The organism is Paenibacillus thiaminolyticus, from assembly GCF_003591545.1.
Taxonomy (GTDB): Bacteria; Bacillota; Bacilli; order Paenibacillales; family Paenibacillaceae; genus Paenibacillus_B; species Paenibacillus_B thiaminolyticus_A.
Genome location: NZ_QYZD01000012.1, coordinates 21589 through 44574, shown reverse-complemented (window position 1 = coordinate 44574; position 22986 = coordinate 21589). Strand labels below are relative to the sequence as shown.

Here is a 22986-nt window from a genome sequence, read left to right as displayed (position 1 = left end):
TCCAATTTAAATTAGTTTCCCCATTTATCTCTTAATTGACCTTTATCATAACTTGTAGGACTAAATATCGTTTCCTCTTCATTTGTTCCTGACTTCATTATTGAATTATATTGATTAGCTCCTGTTGTATGAGCTAACCCAAGAGCATGGCCGAATTCATGTGTTGCAATGTGTTTTCTTAGATTAAAAGTATTTAAATTATGTGAAACGAAATTATTATGATAGAAGGAAACGACAGAATAATCCCAGTTAAACATATCTGGGTCAACGGGGATATTTATTGGCCAACTAATAACATGAGGTAATGCACGACCAAGTAGGTCAGCTTGTGCTGTTGTTCCAACATAAACTTCATCCGTACTGTAACCCGTTTTATCATTGGTGTACCCAATAGAAACATTAGAGGAAATATCACTCCAATTCTTTCTGGCAGCATCAATAGCACCTGTGTAGCCATAACTGGATACAGAAGAATCATACCAGGCGTTATAAATGCCTTCTACTCGTGACTTTTTAAATGTGTCAGCGTTTGTAATACTAGAAAAAGTGATAACTAAAATAACTGCTGAAAGGCTAAGAAACAACATCTTCCTTTTCATAATAATTCTCCTTTCTATTTTGATGTAAACTATTGTGTCATACTATTTGAAGTGTATCTCCCATATAAAACGCTGTCAAGGGAAATTTTAGTAAAATTTAAATTCGATTTCAGATAAATGCTTGGCGGACATTGAACGGCGTATATCCATATCAGCTCGTCGCTGCGAATCACCCTCCTATTTTATATTCTTGTTCAAGAAGTCTACTAGCCGTTTGCGAGTGTACAGTCGATCACCGCGCCGCTTCATGCTTCGCTTTGACGGAATTCGAAATAAACAGTTTTTGATGTCGGCCTTTAAAAAAGGCTCACTAACGATCTATATAGCCAATTGCACCTAATCGCTCCCGGATGATCGGGTTCCAGCCGTCTCATTTTCAATGCCCTTCAAGGGTTTCTTGTCTTCGCACGGGTTGGGATTGGTACATGTTTTTTCTTAGCATACCAATCGTTTCGTCCAGCAATCTATTTCATATTTTTCAGTTCAAGGCACAACAAAAGACGAGCCAATTGACTATCTGGCCCGTCTTGAAAACAGAGGGATCGTATATATATCTGCTCAAGTTCGCTAAACAAGCCTGCCTTGGCGAGAAGCTAAAGAAAGACATGTGCCCCACTCCTTAGCTGTGACAAAAACGCGGGATAGTCACATCTGACAATGTCTGCGGGAAATGCAGGTTCAATCGCGCAAATGGACAGACAATATTGATCTGCCACATGATATTGTTTGAAAAAGAAGCGGGACGCTGCATCGGCCGGAGAACGGAGAGAGCACTCCCCTTGGTCTGATTTGTGAACGGAAAAGGAATCGAGCGGGATGGACAGGCCCTGTCCATGCAGCTTGACATAGCTTTCCTTCAGTGTCCACAAATCATAGAACAGCTTCAGCTTGCCTTCCGGCGGCTCATTCTCAAGCTGTTCATATTCTTCTGCCGAGAAAAATCGCCTCGCAACGCTCAAATCGATAGGCTTGATCTGCTCCACATCAATGCCCACCTCTGCATCATGCACGGCACAGGCGATCCATTCGCCGGAGTGCGTAATATTAAAATACAAACGAAGCTCCGAAGCGAGCTCCGGCTTGCCGTAGCTATTATAATGAAACTCGATCTGGGAATTGGCAAGCCCTGTTCTCTCGCCAATGATGTGGCGTACGAGCACCTCCGCCAGCAAGCTTCGATAGGCATCGGCCTTGTAATGGAAGCGGTTGATCTTGTCCTGCCGATCCGAAGGGAGCAGCTGAAGCAGCTGCTGCCATGCCGCTTGATCGATAAGATCGGGGACTCTCATCGCGAATATGCCGATTTCCCGGCTCTCACACATCATGTTCAACTCCTTCGCGCTTCGCAATTCCGTTCAGCTTGTCGACAATCGGCTCCGCATCTGCGGCTCGTTGTCTCGAGAATTGTTCCAACGTCCTCTTTGTCATTTCCTCTTCTTCCCTTCCCTTAGCAAGACACACATTTTCTTCAAAGCCATCTTGATCCCCGCCATCAAAGCGGTACAGCTTTTTCAACAAGGTCCACAATTGCTCCATTTCTGCCAAAGTGAAAGGCTGGGACAGATCGGCAAAGAAGCTTACTGAGCTTTCCCCGGACTTCAGCATAATCTCTTTTCCGGCGTCTGTAATCGAGATATTCACGGCACGTCTATCCGATTGACTCGGCTTCGCGACAATATAGCCTTTCTGTTCAAGGGAGGATATCATCTGCCTTGCACTCTGCTTGGTCGTGCCAAGCTTATTGGCAATATTGATGATCGTCGCCTCCCCCTCCGGCAGATGAAGAATCGCAAGCATGACCATAAACTGTCTTGATGTGATGCCGCTTAAGTATGCGTCTCCCTTGGTCTGCAGCTTGTTCGCCAACGGGAAAAGCGTTCCGTAAATTTGCTGAATGACATACAGTTCCTTGTGAGTAGCCAAATGGAATCGTCACCTCAATAAACATTTCTTCTAGAATAAAACAATCATTCACATTATACCAGTTGCTGGTATCGATGGGTTGGAATAAATCATTCAATATGAAAATAGAGGCTTCCCGCTTCGGGAAGTCTCTTCACCTGTGGCAATATGAACTTGTTCGCGCCCCTAACGATTACGTTACCGACACTTTGCCTTTAAACAACTGGTGCAGCACCATCGTGGCTGCGCCGATGACATAATTGCGCTTGCCCAAGCTGGCCGGCACGACCCAACTGGAGTCATATCCGCCGTCCACCGTAAATCTGGCAAGATGCGCATGTATCCTCTGCATATATCGGGGCGACTCCATGAACCAGCCGTCCAAAATGGTCTTTCCCGGGCCGAACAGGTTCATCGTCACCGCCAAGGCTCTGCTCAAGAAAATATATCGATCTGCGTTTTGAGCTCGGTGCCGTCTCAAGAAGTCGTCCTCGCTATACTTCAAGGCAGGCGCCGGATCGCGGAAGTATTCCTGCTCGACGTAGTAGAGCAACTGCTTGGCCGCGTCCTCGCTGACCGCGGAAGCGATCTCATAACGCGGGCTGTCCCCATAAGACGTTCTCTGCTGCAGTGAGACATCCCCCCCCTGCTTCTTGCTGCGCGGCTTTGCCGAAAAAACTGCAGAAATACAGTATTCCCTTAGACGGATTACTCTGTCACAGGAATTCCTGCAAAACTGCAGGAATTGAAGCCATGCGAGCGGATAAAAAGCAAAAATCGGCGAAAATGATACACTTTTGCAGGATTCGCATCAGATAGCAGCTAAACTAGTGAAAATTCCTGCATCTGTGCAGGATTCGCTGCCTACCCCCTCCTCCGCTAGTCGCCCCGCCGCGGTCTCACCCACCTCAATTGTATTTATATGTAGAAAGGGGGGTTCACCTGGAATTGTGGCATAAGAAAAGCCCCCACTTTATGAAAAGTGAGGGCTCTTGGTTCATTGGTGAACAATATCGATTAATTGCGGATGAGATAATCGAACGCGCCCAATGCTGCCGTAGCGCCGGATCCCATCGAAATAATGATCTGCTTATACGGGCTATTGGTGCAATCGCCGGCCGCAAACACGCCGGGTACATTGGTTGCGCCATGGCTGTCTACCACGATTTCACCTGTACGCGTGCGTTCAACCGTGTCCGCTAACCAATCGGTATTCGGAACAAGACCGATCTGTACAAACACACCCTGCAGTTCAACGTGCTTCGTTACTCCTGTATCCCGCTCGACATAGGAGATTCCGTTCACCTTGTCTGTTCCGGTAATTTCTTGTGTCTGCACGTTCTTCAGTACAGTAACATTAGGCAGACTGTACAGGCGATCTTGCAGCACGGCATCCGCTTTGAGCTCTGGCGCGAACTCAAGCACGGTTACATGTCTCACAATACCTGCGAGATCAATCGCCGCTTCAATTCCTGAGTTACCGCCGCCAATAACCGCGACATCTTTGCCGGTGAACAAAGGACCGTCACAATGCGGGCAGTAAGCTACCCCTTTGTTCTTGAACTCCGCTTCCCCAGGGACGCCGACATTCCGCCAACGAGCGCCTGTCGATACGATGACCGTCTTGCTCTTGAGAACAGCACCGTTTTCGAGTTCAATCTCGATAAGATCCTTTTTCTCCAACCGCTTGGCACGCTGCAGCTTCATCACATCGATATCGTACTCTTTCACTTGCTGCTCAATATTCGCTACGAGTTGAGGACCTTCCGTATATTTTACACTGATAAAGTTCTCAATGCCCAAGGTATCATTGACCTGACCGCCAAAGCGTTCAGCAACAAGACCTGTGCGAATCCCTTTACGTGCCGCGTAGATAGCCGCACTAGCACCTGACGGGCCGCCGCCGACAACAAGCACGTCATATGGAGCCTTATTGTCGAACTCGGATGCATCCGGAGCACTGCCCAGCTTGGCAAGAATCTCTTCAACGGTCATACGGCCGCTTTCGAAAAATTCACCATTGAGGTAAACGCTTGGCACCGACATAATGTCCTTGCTTTCGACCTCTTCCTTGAAAACGGCACCGTCAATCATCGTATGAGAAATGCCAGGATTGAGGACGCTCATCAAGTTCAGTGCTTGCACCACATCAGGACAATTATGGCAGCTCAGGCTGATATAAGTTTCGAACTTATAGTCGCCGCGAATGCTCTTGATTTGGTCAATGACACTTTGCTCCACCTTTGGAGGTCTGCCGCTAACCTGCAGCAGAGCCAATACGAGGGAAGTAAACTCGTGTCCCAAAGGAGTTCCTGCAAAGGCAATGCCCGTATCTTCGCCTGGACGATTGACGCTGAAGCTCGGTGTTCGGGATAATTGCGTTCTCTCCACCGTTATCTTGGATGACATGCCGGCAATTTCATTGACCAGGGCCATCATGTCTTCCGATGCAGCGTCTTCGCCCGCACTGACTTTGAGCACCACAGCGCCTTCCAAGAGCTGGAGGTATTGTGCGAGTTGATTTTTAATTTCTTGGTCTAGTGTCATTTTTCACACCTTAAATCTTGCCTACGAGATCGAGGCTTGGCTTAAGTGTTTGCCCGCCTTCTTGCCATTTTGCCGGGCATACTTCACCTGGATGGTTGCGAACATACTGTGCCGCCTTGATTTTGCTAACAAGGATGCTTGCATCGCGGCCGATGCCTCCCGCATTAATCTCGGCTGCTTGGATAATACCATCCGGATCGATGATGAACGTACCCCGGTCAGCAAGACCATCAGCTTCAATCAGTACATCGAAGTTGCGGGAGACTACATGGGATGGATCGCCGATCATAATGTACTCAACCTTGCCAATCGCAGGAGAGCTTTCATGCCATGCTTTATGTGTAAAATGCGTGTCCGTGGATACGGAATATACTTCAACACCAAGTTCCTTCAAGGCTCCGTAGTGGTTCTGCAAATCTTCAAGCTCGGTAGGGCAAACGAATGTAAAGTCCGCTGGGTAGAAGCAAACGACACTCCATTTCCCTTTGAAATTTTCTTCGGTAACCTCGATAAATTTGCCATTGTGAAATGCAGATGCTTTGAATGGAAGTACTTCTGTTCCGATAAGTGACATGGTCATATCTCCTTTACCTGTGTTTTATTAATTATCGAGCATATTCGGAACATGCACACAACATATTCCAAACACACTTTGTAATTATTATTATTAACTAATTAATTAAATTCGTCAAGCTATTTTATAATAATTATAAAAAGACTCTTTCTGTAATTTCACACAACTTTCATTATGCTGCGAACTGATCCAGAGTATTCACGCCTTGTCCAGATGTTACCCAATAAGTCCACCCCTTAAACCCTCTGCTTCTTCATTCTAAAAACGGACACCTTTCGTCCATCCGCAAGTTCTACTCTGAAGTGCCTGCGAATGCGGCAAAATATCTGCTCTCTCTGGCAGGGGCGGAAAATAATTAAACGACCGCTGTTTGATATTGTTAGGCTGGAACAATTATCTAATAATTGCCCAGCCTAATCTAATTTTTATTCAATCGCAATGCGACGTAAACTTACATATTAAACCAACGCAATTCGCCGCCCTTGAGCTCTAGTTCGAATCTGTTGCCACCTGCGTACACTGTCGTGTTGCGTGGCTCTGCAGTGTTATTGACAACGCAATACGTACCTGTTTCCGGATAAACATGGATTTCCGTATGGGCATCAGAACTAAACCAATTGTACAATTCGCTATCTTTGCTGCACGACCATAATATTGCACGATGCAACAAGCGGGCGTTCTCCGCACTATACGGTAGTCCACCGATATAGACACATCGACCATTAAAGTAGTGATTGACTGCAAACTGCACTTCTTTATCCATACAAGCTAGAATATCAGCGCTAGTCGCATATACATTTTTCTTGCCTTCACCAAAGTGAATGTCACCATCCATATCGGCGGTAATAAAGTGAGACGGCTTTTCGTCCCAATTGTATTTATCGTAGCCGAGGGTGAAGCCGCGCTCTAGCTCTACGCCAAGAGCATCGCCTAACTGGAAGAAACGACCTTGATGTTGAACAGCAGAAGGTTCACCCACACCGATAAATCCGCCTCCACCAGCAATAAATGCACGGATTTGCTCAACAATAAACGGGTCTTTCCAGTTATCGCCGCCGCCATGTGCAGTGTCAGCATCACCAATGTTAATAATGACATCAATTTCATCTAACAACTGCGGCTGCTCACGAATGTCGTCAAAGCTAATGAACGATACATCGAAAGGAGCGCCGCTTAAAATTTCAATAATACCCGCATAGCTGTAGTTTTGTTTCTGATACAGAGCATGATGCACCATATGGCAGCCCCAAGAGCGCATTTTCCCCCAGCTATTCAGGACGGCAACTTTAGCTAAGCACAGCGGCTTCGTGCGTGCCTTCTCATATAAATCGCGGAATTCATCGGCAACTTGCGTTACATAATCAACAAAGTCTGGGAAGTCCAGCGCCAGCTTCAAGTAACCGCCATACCCAATGCGATCTACAGGCTTGCGCAAAATAGCTCGTCTAGCTGTTAACCAGTTCACTTGAGCTTCTGCCGTTGGATTGCCACCAGGATGGAACGTATCAGGGAAGAAGTATGGCAAGAAGCGCCCTTCTGTATATTTCACCCCAGGAATATCGCTAATTAAACGCAGTGTTGAACCATTGCCGACGCTGCCGACGACTGCATCTAGCCCGATGGATGTAAACTCATCCATAAAAGGCTCTATGCCAATCCAATGGTCACCTAAAAACATCATCGCTTCGCGACCTTCTTCATGGGTAATATGAACGAGCTCTTTAGCTAGTTGTGCCACTTCGCGCCGTTGGAAGGCCATAAAGTCTAAGTATTGTTTGGACGGAATCCGATACTGGTTGTTGTAGTAACCTTCGTCAATAATATATTCCGGACGGAACTTATAGCCAACTTCACGCTCGAACTGTTCGAGAATATAAGGGCTGACGCTAGCGGAATAGCCGTACCAATCAACATATTTCTCCCGGCGTAGTTCATCAAATATGAGCGTGAACTGATGGAAGAACGTTGTGAACCGTACTACATTTACATAAGGCTTGTCCCGCAAAAATTCACGCAGTCTGCCTTTAGAAAACTCCCGTGTTTTAGGCTGACGTACGTCAAACGTAATTTGTCGTTCGAATTCCTTCCAATCATTTACGACGGCATTGTACATATGAACGGGATCCCAAATCAGATAGGCTAAGAAGCTCACGCTATACTCATGGTAAGGTATCGTGTTACTAATGATAACGCAGCCGCTAGCTTCATCATAGCGCCAGAGATTGGTCGGTACGACCTCGCCAGTGGTACGATCGATGACTTCCCACCAGCGGTAAATATCATCGCGGCTGTTGACTTGTAATAAGTCTTCGCTAATCCCCTCCAATAAACGAATGGAAAGTTCAGCATCTGTAGCAGCAACAAATTTGGTTGAAATATAGCATTGCTGTACTTCGTCAGGGTTTGCTTTCGCCCAATTGTTGTCTTTGCGGGTTGTATAATAAGTAGCGTATACTTTCGCTCCACATTCAGCTAGCTCTTGCGGAAAAGTTGTGCCGTCTGCATCGCGCACAGCATCAGCGCCCCACAACTTCATCGTTTTCAGCGTTTCTCCTACGACATCAAGGTCGGTAGGGATGGTGAGGCGCCCTCTACCTTGTTTGTTCTGGTTCTGCTCGAACATTTGTAACATGCTCCCTTCCAAATAACTGATTGTTGATACCATCATACTCAGTGAGAAAGAGAGACCCAAGGACGGATTATGACCTTCCACGGGTAAAATTTTGACCTTTGCTACAAAAAAAAGATATAGACCTCCCTGCTCGCAACAGGTTGCATTCTATATCTTTTATTCGCTCACTCTACTTCATAGCCATAAACTTCAATTTGCGTTAGTGCAGGGAACGGTGACGGGTCAGCGGACTTGATTAAGTTCTTTAATGTCAGTGACTCTACCTGACGCGGCGTAAGCTTAATTACCTGCTTTGCATTCGTTTTCGTTAGATGAATGGTTGTTGATATACAAGTTGGGCTTGCCCCTGATCAGAAGTAGTTGCCAATACGGTATGATTCACATCGTGAATTTCAATCGTAAACTGCGTTAGTGGTGTCATAAGATGATCATCTCTTTCCTCAAATACTTTTTGAAAGATTTAAGAACATTTGTTCTTATATTCACTTGGTGTTACACCCATATACTTCTTGAACACTTTAGAGAAATAGGTACGGTCTGAGTAACCTAGTGCAACTGCTATCTGTTCCAGCGTATGCCCAGATGTTTTCAACATTTGCGAAGCAATATTCATTTTATACTGATGTACATAATCAGTGAAATTGCTGCCAGTCAAGCGTTTGAAATAGCGTGAGAAGTAACTTGGATTCAAATACAGATAGCGCGCAATATCAATGGAAGTAATACTATCGGCTAAATTTTGTTCGATATAATGTTGAATTTGCTGTAACTTAGGTTCATAGCTACTAGCTAGTGTACCTCGCCCTTGTTTCCCCTGTTTATCGTTAGGCATAGCCATCGCTGTTAGCGGGCGTTCCGCTAATGCCAGCACATCAACAAGGGTCCGTGAGTGCTCCATATAATTGTAGATCGCTTCATCGAGTCTAACCGAAGCTGCAACCGTCAGCTCGCGTAAGCAAACTTGCAGCTCATGCATGAATGAAGCAGGTTCAATCATTCTCGCATGAAAATTATGCTTCATATCCCCAATAATACGTTGTATACCATCTATATCATGGATAGCTAGTGCCCGCTTCAGTTCATCTTTATAGTTGTCCAACTCCCCTGCAGGCAATTGCAGCCATGTTGGTCCCATCGCCTGCTGCCGATCGGCAATCAGCATCGACTCCCCAACATAAAACTCATATTTATGGCGTAATAAGGAGTGATAACACGTACTAAGTTGCTTAAGTTGCAACTTATCAATAACCGTGACGCTTACCAGCTGTAATTTCATATATTGTGCAACTCGCGCTTTCAATTTTTGTAGATAGCTGTTGAAGTGCAACACGTTGTTATCAGCTAAATTATCGTGATAGTTATACACAATGACAAGATGCTGTTGCTGCAAAAATGGCGTGATACCTTCATACTTGCGCGCTAGCTCTTCCGCAATATTGTAGACGGCATAGTAAATTAACGATAGCGATTGCTGTGAGTAATGTTCATCGTAACTAGCATATTGTACATGTACAAGACTGAGCATATACCAAGGACAGTTCCACCTTATTCCAATGCCAGCAGCATATTTAAGGATCTCGTCAACATTCGTTCGATCAAGCACACTCTGTAATAAACCTTGTTTGAATAACTGTCGATTGTAGCTTGAAGGTTGTACACATACAGACGATGATTGTTTTTTCAGTAAGCGCAGCGACTTAGACAAACTTTGTTGCAACTGCTCTGCTGTTAACTGATCTTTAATTAAATAATCGTCAGCCTGAAGCTTAAGCGCCTGTCTCGCGTAGTTGAAGTCTTCATGACAGGTTAAGAAAATGACGCGCACTTCAGGTTTGATTTGGCGAAACTGTTCTGCTAACTCAATCCCATTCGTCTGCGGCAAGCCAATATCCGTTATCACAATATCTGGAACGGTCTGCTGAAACAGGTGTACTGCTTTTACGCTGGAATAGGTGGCAGCTACAACTTTCAACTGTAATTGTTCCCAATCAATCATTTGCTGCAATAATTTGAGCATTGGCACATCATCATCAATAAGCATCACTGTGTATATCACTAGTTGTCACCCCGCTTGATGTCACTGGAATCTGCATCCGTGCCGTTATACCGCCATACCTATTATGAGCAAAAGAAAGCGTAGCCTCTGAACCGAAAGATAGTTTCAAGCGTTGGGCAACATTAACCAATCCGACCCGCTTATAACTAGGATCAGGTTCATTACTGCAACGTAACACACTTTGATTCAGCCGATGCAACATGGACTCATCCATACCTGCTCCGTTGTCGGCAACCTCAATGACGATTGTATCCGAGTCATGATAGACGGAGATCCAAATTTGAGATTGCTGGCGCCTAGTATCATTGCCCTCTATATCTACATCAGTGTCGACGAAGCCATGTATAATTGCATTTTCAACTATCGGTTGTAGTAATAACTTTGGAAACTTAAGGAACTGTAATTGTGGCTCTACATCGACTTGCAGTTGGATTGGAATGTCCCTGCGCATTTGCATAATATCAATGTAGTGAGCCATTAACTCACACTCTTCTTGCAGTGTTGCCAGTTCATTGAATTTCATATAGGCACGCAGTAAGCTCATTAAAGAGTCAATCATGCCACTATGCAGCCGATCATCCTGCAGCGTTAAGCTACACTTGATTGAATTAAGTGTATTCAACAGAAAGTGGGGACGAATTTGCATAAACAGCGCCTCCAGCTCCATCACTCGTCTCTGCTCCTGTTGCCGCTCCATCTCATAAATGGACTGTTGCAGCCGATCCAACATCAAGTTAATCGTCTTGCTAACCGCTGCTAGCTCATCCTTTCCCTTAACTTGCAGCCTAACATCTAGCTTACCGTTGCCAAATTGTCTTGCAACCTGCTGTAATTGCTCAATCGGACGATGCAATCGTTTAGAGATCAGCAGTGCAAACAAAGAGAATATAATGACAAAAAGCATGACTTCAGCAAGACCGATATAAAGTGTCCTTGAAATGATACCTATAAAGGTGTTGTTGCTCATCTCATACACAAGCTTCCACCCGTTTTTGCTCAGCACGACTTCCGAACGCATACGATCGTCAGCCTTATTGGTATCGGATGGAAGCAATTGTGCTGAGCCAGCAATCCGGTCACCATGTTCATCCAAGAGAGCAACATCCCATGACTTAACAGATTGTAATGCATTTTCGAAATAAGACTGTTCAATTCCAATCAGCAGCACTGCCATATACCTATTACTGACATGATCATATATGACACGAGCAATATAATATTTACTCTCTCCTTCGTCTTCGAGTAGTCCTAACCACTGCAGCCGTTCTGGCTGTTGGAAATTAATTTTGCTATACAATTCAGGTAAATGCGGTAATAGTGCAGCCGGTTCATCATCTCCTGAAGGGATAATAAACTGCTGGAGGTTAATTAAGTACATGTGCGTCTGCCGATTCAACGTTTTCGAATTGATAAGCGAAAAGACAGCTTTGATTTGTGAGAAATTCTCATAATCAGCAAAACTATTTAACTGCTTCACATCAGCGAATTGACGTAAGCTAGTTTTGAAGCCTGCATCGTTTACAATATAATGGGAGGCAAACGTAGCATCATCGATCGTTTTGCTAAATTCTGCACCGATGACGTTCAACATGTTCTCGTTCGTTGCATGCAGCTTATCCAGCATCGATTCCTTAATTAAATAAAAAGATTGCACAGATACAGCAACCATCGGCACGATAATAAATAGCATGAAGGAAAGTAACATTCGTTTATAATAAGTTAAATGGAACATGAGGTTAACGTCACTTCCCTTCCTACCTAAGTTCCGTTACTGTTCAGGCCAAATCAGCGACCTTATCTTCCTATTTCTATTTACGCTCATACCAATAGCCAGGAATACCGCGTGTAAGACGCATTAGCGCTTCCAAGTAGTAATAATCGCCCCAAATCATATAATCATCAGGGGACAAACCGCCATGGACATAGTACGAGCCATGCTTAAGCAAGCCTTCCGCTGCATCGTCGCCAATCGTAGCATAGTTGTTAATCAGCGACCCCATACTGGTTGCCAGCATCTTCTCGAAATAAGGACGATCAGGGCCGGCATCATCCAGATGTGAGATAAGCTCCGCCAGTCCGGCAGCTACAATCGCTGAAGCTGAACTATCGCGGTACGTATCCGCAGTTACAGGCGCATTGAAATCCCAATAAGCAACACGGTCCTCAGGCAAATGCTCCAGGAAGTAGCGCGCCATACGCTTAGAAGTCTCCAAAAATGCCTCATTTCCCGTATAACGATAGGAAAGTGCAAAACCATATACGCCCCAAGCTTGCCCCCGCGTCCACGTCGAACCGTTGCTATAGCCTTGATGAGTGGCGCCGCCGATTGGAACACCTGTCTTGGTATCAAAGAAGAACGTATGATACGAGCTATCATCCCCTCTAACGATATAGCGCCGCGTTTTCTCTGCTTGGATTTCTGCAATTTCTCGATACTGAAGATCGCCGGTTTGCTCGCTTGCCCAATACAGCAATGGCAAATTAAGCAAGCAATCGATAATGATTCTGCCCGCTTCTTGCTCGTTATCCTGCGCTCCCCAAGCTTGAATGTAGCCGCTGCCATCGCTCGTGTTTCGCCAACGTTTTATGAAATGATCAGCGGCAGCCAATGCCAGCTCGCGAGCACGATCATCGCCTGTAATGATCCACTGCGCTTTGGCAGATAAGCTATATAGGAATCCAATATCATGATGATCCAATACAATTTTTTGCTCCAACCGCTGACGAAAACTAGCCACCGCAGCTTCTGCTGCCTGCCGATAGCGTTCATCTTGTGAATACTCATAGCATAACCACAATATTCCCGACCAGAAGCCATTGGTCCAGTCGTTGTTATCATTCAGTTGATATTTCCCATTCAGGCTGACATGCGGAAACTGAGTTCCAAACCTCTCAATATTGCTTAGCGTTTTTGCTAGAATGTCCTCAATTGCTTGGGTGTAAAGTTGATTTGCTTGCATTACCGTTGTTTGCATTCCCTCTGTAGACATCTGCATTTCAGCCCTCTCTCAGAATAACTCAACGCCAACTATATGATAGCGGATACATCTCACATAATGTAAGCGTTTATTTTGTTGATATGTGAACAATTTTTACCCTTTTCATTTGATTCGCTTTCCTTCTATTTAAGTTTCACCGTTATCGTTTGCTCGTTATCGTGCACAATCACGCGATCTTCTGTCAGCTTCACCTCAGGCAACTGCGACACGCAACCAGCCGGAACCCCTGCCATCACACTTACTAATACATGGGTGCCTGGCTGAAGTTCGGCACGCAGTGCAGGCATCAATGTCCGCTCATAGAATAGATTGGTGTTAGGCTCGACGCGAATCATCTCCGCTTGTGTGAATCCTGTAACCGCCTTGGCGATGGTGTTCCCGACAGGCGAATCGTAACTTGCCCAGCTTGTCTCGACTACGGCTGTGTCGTCACTGCTAACCGTGGCGAACGGCGCTGAGAAACTGGCATCATAGGCAATTAAGGCGCGGCTAGTTTCCAACTCGTGAATGCGTACATGGCTGTCGCCACAAGGGACAATCGTACTGCGAATCATAACTCCCACTTGGGGCTGCCAGTTATGTACAAGTCGATCTTGATGCAGCTCATAGCTCGTATCCAACGGCTTATCACGATAATGTACGCCATCCTCACTAACAGCAAGCACACTGTCAAAAGCACCTTCGTAGTAGTAATAATTACTGCGTGGCACACTAAAGCCAAACACAGTCGAGTAGGCAAATTTAGAGTACTTGGCGCAAGCATGGTTCTGATAGCCAATAAATTGACCTACCGGATACATAAGCACATGTTGCGAATGATGCGTATGTTCAATCATCGCCTTCATGCTCGGCAGCGACAGTCGGCCCGGTGATATCTTTTGCTGTACTTCCTCTGCCTGCCAATAAGGATGGTCATCAGGAACAGCAAGCAATAAGAAACTTTTGAACGCCCAATACGGGGAACCCGCACCGTTATACCCCTCGCCCATCACCAAGTTCTGATAATGATAGCCTACGCTTAGCACGCCATCTGCCGTAAAAATATTATGGTTCATCCAGCTTCGCATATTGCGCGCATACAAACCTTTAATGACGCCCCATGGCAGCGCTTCAACATCGGCCAGCACAAGCGCGCTCCAGAAGCTTGCTTGCGCAAAGCGATACGCTAGACTGCGACCGAAAGGAATCGCCTCTCCCTTGCTATCGAACCAATACTGATAGCTGCGCGCAAAAAGAATAGCCCGCTCTTTCAACCTAGCTGCCCGCTCCGGGTCTTCATCCGCCATAAACGTAACGTAGATTAAGCTATAGTAATGAAATGCCCATGGGATGTAATAATCAAACTGCTGATCCACACCGTCAAAATACCAGCCATCGCCAACATAGCACGACTCAATCAGGGCAAAATCTTGTTCAATCATCTCCTGAGAATAATTCATACCTAGCCGTTTCAGTGCCACATTAACTAAGATGCGAAAGAAGTGCCAGTTATTCGGTGCCAAACGACGTTCATTAATTTGCCATAACCAGTCTGCCAAATGTTGCTGTTCCGTCTCGGATAGAACATCCCAAGTTTTGTGCGGTGCAAGCAGCAGTGTAGTAGCGATAGATGCCATCTCGACCAGCAGCTGATCTCCGTCCATCGTCTTGCCATAATAATGTTCGCTGTCCGAGTTGCAGCCCGCCGCAAGTCCATGCATCCATTGCAGCTGAAGCTGCTCGTCATCATAATGGACGAGAAAAGGTCCCAATCCCCATACTATTCGTAAGAATCCTTCGGCATCTCTGCGACTTTCGGTATAGATCGTGCCGTGGGTTCCTAATGCTAAGTGTCCAGGCTGTTTTGCTAACCGCGACCTTAGCGGCTCCACTAACGTCAGTAGTGCTGCCGCTACATCGTCACGATAATTCCACTGAATTCTACGTATTTCCTCTATCACGATTATTCTCCCTTCCTCTATCCGTTTTCACAGCACAACAAACCTCATCACTCCACTTGCACACATAACTAAAGTACAAAGACTAACAGCTAAATGCTCCTGTTAGTCTCTATTTTGGTCTTACTATTCGAACTTAAGGCTGCTTACCAATATAGGCAAGAATCCCACCGTCAACATATAAAATGTGCCCATTGACAAAGTCACTAGCTGGTGAAGCTAAGAATACCGCAGGACCTGCTAAATCCTCCGTGTCGCCCCAACGCTCTGCAGGTGTCTTGGCAAGAATAAACGAATCAAAAGGATGACGGCTGCCATCAGCTTGACGTTCACGCAACGGCGCTGTTTGTGGCGTAGCAATGTAGCCTGGGCCGATACCATTACATTGGATGTTATATTTGCCATATTCAGAAGCGATATTGCGGGTTAGCATCTTGAGACCGCCTTTGGCAGCAGCATAAGCAGACACGGTCTCCCGCCCTAATTCGCTCATCATCGAGCAAATATTAATAATTTTACCGCCACCTTTGTTCATCATCCCTGGAATAACCGCTTTGGAGACAATAAATGGTCCATTCAAGTCAATATCAATCACTTCACGGAACTCCTCCGCACTCATTTCTATCATTGGAATCCGCTTAATAATGCCAGCATTGTTGACTAGAATATCAATGACTCCAACTTCCGCTTCAATCTGTTGCACCATCGCCTGTACACCTGGCTCGTCGGTCACGTCGCATACATATCCGTGTGCCTCTATTCCCTTTTCCTTATAAGCAGCTATACCGCGTTCTACACCTTCTGGCTTACGATCATTAAATACAACTTTTGCACCCGCACGCGCCATAGCGCATGCCAATTCAAATCCAATCCCATACACTGCACCTGTAACGAGAGCTACCTTACCATCAAGGCGGTAACGATCTACCGAAAATTGTGACATCTTAACGCTCCCCTCTCTAGATACATATCTGTTAATATATCTACTTTAGATCGTCCATAGCGACCATATCCATATCGGTGTACGTAATATTCTCGCCGCACATTGCCCAAATAAACGTATAGTTGCTAGTGCCAACGCCGGTGTGAATGGACCAGCTTGGACTGATAATCGCTTGCTCATTGCCGACAACGAGATGCTTCGTCTCATCAGGTTTGCCCATGAAATGAAATACCTTGTTGTCACCTTCCAAATCGAAGTATACATACGCTTCCATGCGTCGCTCATGCGTGTGGCATGGCATCGTATTCCAAGCGCTACCTTCTTCTAGGTGCGTATAGCCCATTTGCAACTGGCATGACTGACACACATTGGGATGAATGTACTGATAAATTTTGCGCTTATTCAGTGTGTTATCAGCACCTGTCTCCATTGGCTTAATGTTATCAATGGAAATACGTACATTCGGATATTTGTGATGAGCCGGACTAGAAGCAATATAAAATTTCGCTGGATTACTAGCATCTGCACTAGCAAACAGCACTTCTTTAATCTCTTTTCCGATATAATAGCCATCCTGATTGTTCATCGATTCACGTACACCATCAATCGTAATAAACCCAGGACCACCGATATTAATTACACCTAGTTCACGACGCTCCAGAAAATACTCAACACCCAAATCTTTACTAAGCTTAATCTCCAACGGCTCTTTCGTAGGTGTTACGCCACCAAAAATCAAACGGTCATTATGCGAGTAAGTCAAGCGAATTTCACCGGGAACAAACACCTGCTCCACTAAAAACTCCTTGCGCAATTCTTCCGTTGTCATGCGTGCGATCGATTGTGGCGCATACGCGTAGCGCGTCTCCATAGTTTGCATTTTTTCTAGTTCCTCCCGATTTCATAGACTTGGAATCATCACAATGAACAATGCGATCATTCGATATTGGATCTACAACCATCATAGTGAATGCAACCAACAATAGTAAGCTAATTATTTTGCTCGATCGTGAACAATTTTGACTTTTTTGCCTATTTGACTTTCTTTTTTCCTTATTATGTATACTAATTCAAGAGTGACCTACGCTAAGCTTACTGTAACCGTAGCTCCAAGCGGGATATCCAGCTGATACGTATGTGGCGCGGGCTGTGTTACTGCCACTGCCATTGATGGCTTACCATTACGAAAAGTAAGCGGAGCCGTACTATAAATGACACAAGGCTTACCTAGCGTAGATGTTATCTGCGCCTGTTGCAGCTTGCCTGCCTGCCAAGCCATATCAATGGTAAATCCGCCGCGGGCACGTAAGCCAGTAACATGACCCTGCCGCCACGCAAGCGGAAGAGCTGGCAGTAACCGGATTTCATCCCCGTGCGACTGCAATAGCATCTCTTGCATCGCTGCTGCTCCACCAAAGTTGGCATCAATTTGGAATGGAGGATGGTCGCCGAACAAGTTCGAATGTACCGCTTTGCTTAATAGATTCCGTAAACTCAGATGTGCCCGATCTCCCTCATCCAGCCTTGACCAGAAGTTTGCAATCCACGCTTGACTCCAACCCGTATGTCCTCCACCATGGGCTAGGCGCCGCTGCAACGTGAACTTAGCAGCTTGTCCAAGTTCAGGGCTGCGATGAGGAATAATCTGTTCCCCTGGATGCAAAGCGAATAGATGAGAGATATGGCGATGCCCCAGCTCTACTTCATCGTAATCAACCGCCCACTCCATAAGTTGTCCATGGCGGCCGATTTGCGGCTGTGGTAACTTACTGCGCACTTGCTGCCACTGTGCCAACAAATGTTTGTCCTCTTGGAACCCCTGTTCCATATGCCCTTCCACATCCAGTTGCAACAGTTCACCAGCACGGATACATGCTGTAAACAACGCATACAAAATTTGCGAGTCCATCGACGGACCATAGCATAGCGCCCCGACTTCACCCTGTTCACTGCGATACGAGTTTTCTGGTGATAGTGATGGTGCGGTCACCAGCTGGCCTGATGGCAACTCCAATAAGAAGTCTAAGAAAAATAACGACGCTTCTTTCAACACGGGATACGCACGTTCGCGCAAGAACGAAAGCGAGCCGTTATAACAATAATGCTCCCACATATGTAGCGCAATCCATGCGCCACCCATCGGCCACATATTGGCGCTCACATATTCCCCGTAAATGCCTGTATCTGCCCACAGATTGCTACTCGTGTGGGCAACAAATCCGCGTGCACCATAAATGTTGCGCGCTGTGTGGCGTCCATTGATGACTAAGCGTTCAATAAAATCAAATAGCGGCATGTGACATTCCGCTAAATTCCCCGTCTCGGCAAGCCAGTAGTTCATTTGCAAGTTAATGTTTAGATGATAGTCCGATTCCCATGGAGGAGTATAGCTATCGTTCCAAATCCCTTGCAAGTTAGCTGGTAGAGTTCCCGGTCTGGAGCTGGCAAGCAGTAAATAACGCCCGTACTGATAAAACAGAGCCTCCAGCCCATTATCAGCTGCACCTTGCCGGTATCGTTCTAGTCGCTGCGACGTGGACAAGCATTGCTGTCTAGGAATCTGTTGCTGTGGCTCCGTTCTTCTTCCTTGCTCCGCTTCCAAATCCAACGTCACACGGTGAAACAGCGGCTTATAATCATCCAAGTGCCGCTGCTTCAATGTCTCATATGGCACTTTAGCTGCCTGTTTCGCTTGTTGCCAAGCAACAGCATAAGCATCAGCACAGCGAAATGAAGTCTGCGCTGCTACAATAAGCGTGACTGCACTAGCTTGGCGAATATCAAGATAATTGCCCGCCGTCTGACACTGTCCGCCCTCAACTACTGCCCGCAACACAACGGCATAACGTACGCCATCTGCTCCTAATTGTCCTTGCATGGCAATAGCCTGTCTATCATCTGTCTGAACAAATTCACCGGTGAATGGTCTACGGTCGAATTTAGCTGCAAAGGTTAAGCCTGCTGCATCGGTCGTTGTCATCCGGATTACCATCACTTGATCAGCGGCACTAGAAAATATCTCGCGGCTGTACTGAATTGCATCTTTCTGAACTTCACCCGTTGCCTTAGTTGCCGTTCTTCCTTCCTTATCTTGCCGTCCCACTTCATAATTTACCTGAACCAAAGCATTATCCAAATCTAACTCACGACAATAATGATTGATTGCATGAACTTCTATATTCGTATCAAAATCCAAGAACAAGTTGCCTAATGTCTGATAAGGGTTGAAATATTGTGGTACGTTAGTCATATGCTTCAACACTAACTTTTCTGCCTTGCGCACGTTACCCTGCAGCAACAAGTTTTTAATTTCCGGCAACGCCGCTTGCGCAGCTCTGTTATCGTTATCCCTTGCACCACCATACCAAATCGAATCTTCATTTAATTGAATTTGCTCGCGCTGTATACCACCATATACAACTCCCCCTAAACGCCCGTTACCGATCGGAAACGCTTCCGTCCATTTGCTAGCCGCTGTCCGCTCAAGCAAATAATAGTTGCTTATATGATTCATTAAGCTACCCTCATTTCTTTAAAGAATCCTGTGTAATAGCTCGTAGATATAGAGAAAAGAGCAAGTAGCAAGGCATATATGGCCTCAGAACTTGCTCTTTATATTTTATATCTCTTTTGCCTGACGATAGGCATTTACATAAGCGGCAGCTTTCTTCCGAATCAACGATAAATCTTTGTTCTTTACTGCTTCATTCGTCAAATCGGAGCCGATCCCTACCGCTACCGCTCCGGCTTTTATCCATTCACCAAGGTTATCCAACGACACACCGCCGGTTGGCATAATGTTAGCCTGCGGCAATGGGCCTTTGATCGCCTTGATTACGGATGGCTCATACAGGTTGCCTGGGAACAGCTTGACGATATCGGCTCCAAGCTCAAGCGCTTCATTCATTTCCTTGATGGTCATTGTTCCTGGCATAACCGGTACGCGATATCTGTTACACAAGGTTACTGTCTCAGCGATAAGAAAAGGGGACACTACGAATTGGGCGCCGCTGAGAATCGCCGCGCGTGCCGTTTCAGCATCCAGCACGGTCCCTGCGCCAATAATCGCATAAGTAGATTCATCCGATGAATTCCATTTATATTTTTGAGCTAGTTTCTCAATCGCTTTCAACGCAAACGGAACTGTCATCGTAATCTCTATCACTTTAATTCCGCCGCGTATAGCTTCCTCGGCCATTGCAACAACTTCTTCTGCCGTTTCTCCGCGAAGTACGGCAACGACACCTTCCTGCACAATCTTCTGAATAAGCTGCATTTTCTTCATATCGTTCTCCTCACCAATCTCTATTTCACTTCATCGGAATTTCCAAAACACCCTTATCGCTCAACATGCATCTTACCGGCAAGCAATCGCTCGATTTGTGCTCCACTAGGGAGACCTTCCCAATCACCAACAGTCTGGATTACCTGCGAGCCGATCAAATTCCCGAGACGAACCGCCTCCTCAAGGCTATATTCCCGCAGCAAACCAGCTAGAAATCCGGCGCAGAAGCCATCTCCAGCTCCTACAGTATCGACTACATGATCAACCTTATAGTAAGGAACCGCTGACAGTTTACCGTTCTCCAGAATATAGGTTTTGTCCTCGCCACCTTTAATAATGCTTACAGCGGACAGCTCACCGAGCTTGGCAACGATCTCATCCACCGATTCCGTCTCATACAACAGTTTCAATTCATCTAATCCCGGTAAGAAATAATCCGCTTTTAGCGCCAATGGCAAAAGAACCTTTTGGGCTGCTTTAACATCCCATAGCTTTAAGCGCAAATTCGGATCGAAGCTCACTTTGACTCCGTGCTGCTTCGCGATGTCCATAGCTGCTGCCGCCGTCTCCGCGCAGGATGTGCTTAACGCAGGTGTGATTCCGGTAATATGCAAAATCTTTGCTCCAGCAATATATTCCTCATCCAAATGCTCAGGAGTCATTTTACTAGCCGCCGATAGCTTGCGGTAATAATAAACAGAGCTTCTTCCAGCCGCATTCTCTCGAATCATTAGTCCTGTTGGAGCTTCATGTGTGAATGAAGTGCGTGTAACATCTACGCCTTCTCCCCGCACCATCTTATAAATCCGCTGCCCGAACGGATCATCTCCAAGCCGGCCGCACCAGCCTGCGGAATGTCCAAGCCTTGACAAACCGATCGCTACATTCGTCTCAGCTCCACCAAAGGATGGCGTCAAATTCGATGTGTATTCAAGACCTTTTCCTCCCTCGGCGATCAATAGGGCCATACTTTCCCCGAAGGTGACCACTTCCGGATGAGAATTTCGATTATTCATTCACCTTCACCATCCTGAACCTGACTATTGTACACTTCGAATGTGGACAAGTTTGGCCACCAGCGTGAGCCAGTGATGTGAAGACGCAAGCGACTGCTGCTTATGGCTGGAAAATGGAAAATTCGCTTGTGACCGATAATTGTACCCTTCAGAATTGGCTGCCACGTGCCTCTGCCTGCAGCTGTATCCGTGCTTGCCTCTGTAGTTGCAGCAGCATCGGCTTGCCAATACTCCAAGCTGAAACGCTCAATCCTCTGCGTATAGCGATACTCCTGCAGTACGATGTGGTCGAACGTGTGCTCTGTTCCTAAGTCGACAGTGATACTCGCCACCTCTGTACCTTGCTCAGGAGCCCAAAATGTATCTCGATTGCCATCCAATACATTGGCCGCGTCATGTCCAGCCATCGCTTCACTAGCCGTAGCAGTTGCATCGCGCGCCACATTCGTCTCAAACGTATTGCGAATCCAAGCCCCCAACTCCTCTAACCGCTGCACATCATTCTCGTGGAGCAGACCGCGCGTATCAGCAGGAATATTAAGCAAGAGCGTAGCATTGCCTCCGACCGAACCATAGTACACATTCCGCAGCTCATCCAGCGACTTGACCTGATCATCTTGACTCGCATGATAGAACCATCCCGGACGAATCGACGTATCCACTTCCGCTGGATACCAGACAAGCTCCGATACATTGGTGATAATGTCGCGGCTACCCAAGTCTTCATCCTCTGAAGTGAAACGCTTGGCGAATTCAGCATTATCTTCCTGCTGTGAATTTTCCTGAATTCTCTCCTTATCCTGCAGCTGCGCAGGTACTACGCTCCACTCCGACTTGCGACAATGCCCCGCCTCATTGCCACACCAGCGCACATCCGGTCCACAAACCGAAATACTCGCCTCTGGCTGCAATTCACGAATCAGTGCATAATAGCTATTCCAATCATACACTTGCCGCTTGCCGTTAGGACCTTCACCACAAGCCCCATCAAACCACACACAAAAAATATCCCCATACCTTGTCAACAGTTCGCGCAGTTGATTGGTAAAGTACTTATTATAAGCTGGCGAATCCCCATAACAAGCCTCATGACGATCCCAAGGCGATAAATAAATCCCAAACTTCAACCCGCCTTCACGACAAGCATCAGCCACCTCACGAACGACATCACCCTTGCCATCTTCCCACGGGCTATTCTTCACCGAATGCTCTGTATACTCACTCGGCCACAAACAAAACCCATCGTGATGCTTACAAGTCAGAATCAGCCCTTTCATCCCTGCAGCCTTACAAGCGCGCACCCACTGTCGTGCATCCAACTGCGTCGGATTAAAAATATCCGGCTGCTCCTGCCCACTGCCCCATTCCTGGTCCGTGAACGTATTTACTGTAAAATGTACAAAAGCATAAAACCCCATCTCTTGTATCGCCAACTGTCGCTCCGACGGCCGCACCAACGCCGCAGCCTTAACCTGCTCCGCACTCATTACGTTACT

Annotated in this window: 17 protein-coding genes; all 17 read right to left on the bottom strand. The window is 46.3% G+C overall.

What is annotated here, in order from left to right; genetic code table 11:
• Positions 1-11: 11 nt before the first annotated feature.
• Positions 12-599: a matrixin family metalloprotease gene (locus tag DQX05_RS30315; protein ID WP_147385188.1), complete on the bottom strand. Its 588-nt coding sequence runs from the start codon at positions 597-599 to the stop codon at positions 12-14.
• Positions 600-1192: 593 nt separating this feature from the next.
• A complete protein-coding gene (locus DQX05_RS14515; protein ID WP_119794288.1) occupies positions 1193-1924 on the bottom strand; it encodes a 4'-phosphopantetheinyl transferase family protein in 732 nt (243 codons plus the stop codon).
• Positions 1914-2522, bottom strand: a complete 609-nt coding sequence (locus tag DQX05_RS14510) for a MarR family winged helix-turn-helix transcriptional regulator (RefSeq protein WP_119794287.1) — start codon at positions 2520-2522, stop codon at positions 1914-1916. Before DQX05_RS14510 ends, DQX05_RS14515 begins: the two co-directional genes overlap by 11 nt.
• A gap of 172 nt (positions 2523-2694) precedes the next feature.
• Positions 2695-3054, bottom strand: a complete 360-nt coding sequence (locus tag DQX05_RS14505; RefSeq protein WP_119794286.1) for an acetate and sugar kinases/Hsc70/actin family protein — start codon at positions 3052-3054, stop codon at positions 2695-2697.
• 464 nt (positions 3055-3518) lie between these two features.
• Positions 3519-5048, bottom strand: a complete 1530-nt coding sequence (gene ahpF / locus DQX05_RS14500) for an alkyl hydroperoxide reductase subunit F (RefSeq protein ID WP_119794285.1) — start codon at positions 5046-5048, stop codon at positions 3519-3521.
• A 10-nt stretch (positions 5049-5058) separates the two neighbouring features.
• Positions 5059-5622 (bottom strand): alkyl hydroperoxide reductase subunit C, encoded by a 564-nt coding sequence (gene ahpC, locus DQX05_RS14495; RefSeq protein WP_119794284.1) that lies wholly within the window; start codon positions 5620-5622, stop codon positions 5059-5061.
• A gap of 451 nt (positions 5623-6073) precedes the next feature.
• Complete coding sequence (gene gnpA / locus DQX05_RS14490) at positions 6074-8245, bottom strand: 1,3-beta-galactosyl-N-acetylhexosamine phosphorylase (RefSeq protein ID WP_119794283.1); 2172 nt, start codon at positions 8243-8245, stop codon at positions 6074-6076.
• A gap of 469 nt (positions 8246-8714) precedes the next feature.
• A complete protein-coding gene (locus tag DQX05_RS14485) occupies positions 8715-10310 on the bottom strand; it encodes a response regulator transcription factor (protein WP_119794282.1) in 1596 nt (531 codons plus the stop codon).
• A complete protein-coding gene (locus DQX05_RS14480) occupies positions 10285-12042 on the bottom strand; it encodes a sensor histidine kinase (protein WP_119794281.1) in 1758 nt (585 codons plus the stop codon). Before DQX05_RS14480 ends, DQX05_RS14485 begins: the two co-directional genes overlap by 26 nt.
• Before the next feature lie 76 nt (positions 12043-12118).
• Positions 12119-13306: a glycoside hydrolase family 88 protein gene (locus DQX05_RS14475; RefSeq protein ID WP_182914752.1), complete on the bottom strand. Its 1188-nt coding sequence runs from the start codon at positions 13304-13306 to the stop codon at positions 12119-12121.
• Between the two features lie 125 nt (positions 13307-13431).
• On the bottom strand, positions 13432-15249 hold the full coding sequence (locus tag DQX05_RS14470) for a DUF2264 domain-containing protein (protein ID WP_259391999.1): 1818 nt from the start codon (positions 15247-15249) through the stop codon (positions 13432-13434).
• Between the two features lie 133 nt (positions 15250-15382).
• On the bottom strand, positions 15383-16189 hold the full coding sequence (locus DQX05_RS14465) for a gluconate 5-dehydrogenase (RefSeq protein ID WP_119794280.1): 807 nt from the start codon (positions 16187-16189) through the stop codon (positions 15383-15385).
• A 40-nt stretch (positions 16190-16229) separates the two neighbouring features.
• Positions 16230-17060: a 5-dehydro-4-deoxy-D-glucuronate isomerase gene (kduI, locus tag DQX05_RS14460; protein WP_119794393.1), complete on the bottom strand. Its 831-nt coding sequence runs from the start codon at positions 17058-17060 to the stop codon at positions 16230-16232.
• Positions 17061-17270: 210 nt separating this feature from the next.
• On the bottom strand, positions 17271-19703 hold the full coding sequence (locus tag DQX05_RS14455; RefSeq protein WP_119794279.1) for a glycoside hydrolase family 95 protein: 2433 nt from the start codon (positions 19701-19703) through the stop codon (positions 17271-17273).
• A gap of 105 nt (positions 19704-19808) precedes the next feature.
• On the bottom strand, positions 19809-20474 hold the full coding sequence (locus tag DQX05_RS14450) for a bifunctional 2-keto-4-hydroxyglutarate aldolase/2-keto-3-deoxy-6-phosphogluconate aldolase (protein WP_119794278.1): 666 nt from the start codon (positions 20472-20474) through the stop codon (positions 19809-19811).
• Between the two features lie 53 nt (positions 20475-20527).
• Positions 20528-21490, bottom strand: coding sequence for a sugar kinase (locus DQX05_RS14445; RefSeq protein ID WP_119794277.1), 963 nt, complete (start codon positions 21488-21490; stop codon positions 20528-20530).
• Complete coding sequence (locus DQX05_RS14440) at positions 21487-22977, bottom strand: alpha-L-fucosidase (protein ID WP_119794392.1); 1491 nt, start codon at positions 22975-22977, stop codon at positions 21487-21489. Before DQX05_RS14440 ends, DQX05_RS14445 begins: the two co-directional genes overlap by 4 nt.
• Between the last annotated feature and the right edge of the window lie 9 nt (positions 22978-22986).

What these genes read in the sequence shown, in the direction of transcription:
- DQX05_RS30315 (WP_147385188.1), bottom strand. Translation starts at nt 599, where the DNA reads ATGAAAAGGAAGATGTTGTTTCTTAGCCTTTCAGCAGTTATTTTAGTT.
- DQX05_RS14475 (WP_182914752.1), bottom strand. Translation starts at nt 13,306, where the DNA reads ATGCAGATGTCTACAGAGGGAATGCAAACAACGGTAATGCAAGCAAAT.
- DQX05_RS14440 (WP_119794392.1), bottom strand. Translation starts at nt 22,977, where the DNA reads ATGAGTGCGGAGCAGGTTAAGGCTGCGGCGTTGGTGCGGCCGTCGGAG.
- DQX05_RS14515 (WP_119794288.1), bottom strand. Translation starts at nt 1,924, where the DNA reads ATGATGTGTGAGAGCCGGGAAATCGGCATATTCGCGATGAGAGTCCCC.
- DQX05_RS14455 (WP_119794279.1), bottom strand. Translation starts at nt 19,703, where the DNA reads ATGAATCATATAAGCAACTATTATTTGCTTGAGCGGACAGCGGCTAGC.
- ahpF (WP_119794285.1), bottom strand. Translation starts at nt 5,048, where the DNA reads ATGACACTAGACCAAGAAATTAAAAATCAACTCGCACAATACCTCCAG.
- DQX05_RS14445 (WP_119794277.1), bottom strand. Translation starts at nt 21,490, where the DNA reads ATGAATAATCGAAATTCTCATCCGGAAGTGGTCACCTTCGGGGAAAGT.
- kduI (WP_119794393.1), bottom strand. Translation starts at nt 17,060, where the DNA reads ATGGAGACGCGCTACGCGTATGCGCCACAATCGATCGCACGCATGACA.
- gnpA (WP_119794283.1), bottom strand. Translation starts at nt 8,245, where the DNA reads ATGTTCGAGCAGAACCAGAACAAACAAGGTAGAGGGCGCCTCACCATC.
- DQX05_RS14480 (WP_119794281.1), bottom strand. Translation starts at nt 12,042, where the DNA reads ATGTTCCATTTAACTTATTATAAACGAATGTTACTTTCCTTCATGCTA.
- ahpC (WP_119794284.1), bottom strand. Translation starts at nt 5,622, where the DNA reads ATGTCACTTATCGGAACAGAAGTACTTCCATTCAAAGCATCTGCATTT.
- DQX05_RS14465 (WP_119794280.1), bottom strand. Translation starts at nt 16,189, where the DNA reads ATGTCACAATTTTCGGTAGATCGTTACCGCCTTGATGGTAAGGTAGCT.
- DQX05_RS14450 (WP_119794278.1), bottom strand. Translation starts at nt 20,474, where the DNA reads ATGAAGAAAATGCAGCTTATTCAGAAGATTGTGCAGGAAGGTGTCGTT.